At 56.1% G+C, this 1,406-nt stretch carries 1 rRNA gene; it reads left to right on the top strand.

The window, feature by feature from the left end:
* A 23S ribosomal RNA gene (locus IE262_RS39035) occupies positions 1 to 1,406 on the top strand; the annotation flags it as partial.

Here is a 1,406-nt window from a genome sequence, read left to right as displayed (position 1 = left end):
CGGGGTAAGGGTGTAGGCCGTGATCTAGGCAAATCCGGATCACACAAGGCTGAGACCTGATGCCGAGCCGATTGTGGTGAAGTGGATGATCCTATGCTGTCGAGAAAAGCCTCTAGCGAGTTTTATGGCGGCCCGTACCCTAAACCGACTCAGGTGGTCTGGTAGAGAATACCGAGGCGTTCGGGTGAACTATGGTTAAGGAACTCGGCAAAATGCCCCCGTAACTTCGGGAGAAGGGGGGCCATTCCTGGTGATCGGGTTTACTCCGTGAGCTGGGGGTGGCCGCAGAGACCAGCGAGAAGCGACTGTTTACTAAAAACACAGGTCCGTGCGAAGCCGTAAGGCGATGTATACGGACTGACGCCTGCCCGGTGCTGGAACGTTAAGGGGACCGGTTAGCTCACTTTCGGGTGGGCGAAGCTGAGAACTTAAGCGCCAGTAAACGGCGGTGGTAACTATAACCATCCTAAGGTAGCGAAATTCCTTGTCGGGTAAGTTCCGACCTGCACGAATGGCGTAACGACTTCTCGACTGTCTCAACCATAGGCCCGGTGAAATTGCACTACGAGTAAAGATGCTCGTTTCGCGCAGCAGGACGGAAAGACCCCGGGACCTTTACTACAGTTTGATATTGGTGTTCGGTTCGGCTTGTGTAGGATAGCTGGGAGACTTTGAAGCGTGGACGCCAGTTCATGTGGAGTCGTCGTTGAAATACCAGTCTGGTCGTGCTGGATGTCTAACCTGGGTCCGTGATCCGGATCAGGGACAGTGTCTGATGGGTAGTTTAACTGGGGCGGTTGCCTCCTAAAGGGTAACGGAGGCGCCCAAAGGTTCCCTCAGCCTGGTTGGTAATCAGGTGTTGAGTGTAAGTGCACAAGGGAGCTTGACTGTGAGACCGACGGGTCGAGCAGGGACGAAAGTCGGGACTAGTGATCCGGCGGTGGCTTGTGGAAGCGCCGTCGCTCAACGGATAAAAGGTACCCCGGGGATAACAGGCTGATCTTCCCCAAGAGTCCATATCGACGGGATGGTTTGGCACCTCGATGTCGGCTCGTCGCATCCTGGGGCTGGAGTCGGTCCCAAGGGTTGGGCTGTTCGCCCATTAAAGCGGTACGCGAGCTGGGTTTAGAACGTCGTGAGACAGTTCGGTCCCTATCCGCTGTGCGCGTAGGAGTCTTGAGAAGGGCTGTCCCTAGTACGAGAGGACCGGGACGGACGAACCTCTGGTGTGCCAGTTGTTCTGCCAAGGGCATGGCTGGTTGGCTACGTTCGGGAGGGATAACCGCTGAAAGCATCTAAGCGGGAAGCCTGCTTCGAGATGAGGACTCCCACCTCTTTAAGAGGGTAAGGCTCCCAGTAGACGACTGGGTTGATAGGCCAGGTCTGGAAGCCCGGTAACGGGTGGA

The sequence above is a fragment of the Streptomyces bluensis genome, assembly GCF_014650715.1.
Classification (GTDB): Bacteria; Actinomycetota; Actinomycetes; order Streptomycetales; family Streptomycetaceae; genus Streptomyces; species Streptomyces bluensis.
The sequence above is the reverse complement of the archived record's forward strand: the minus strand, read 5'-3'. Positions and strand labels throughout refer to the sequence as shown.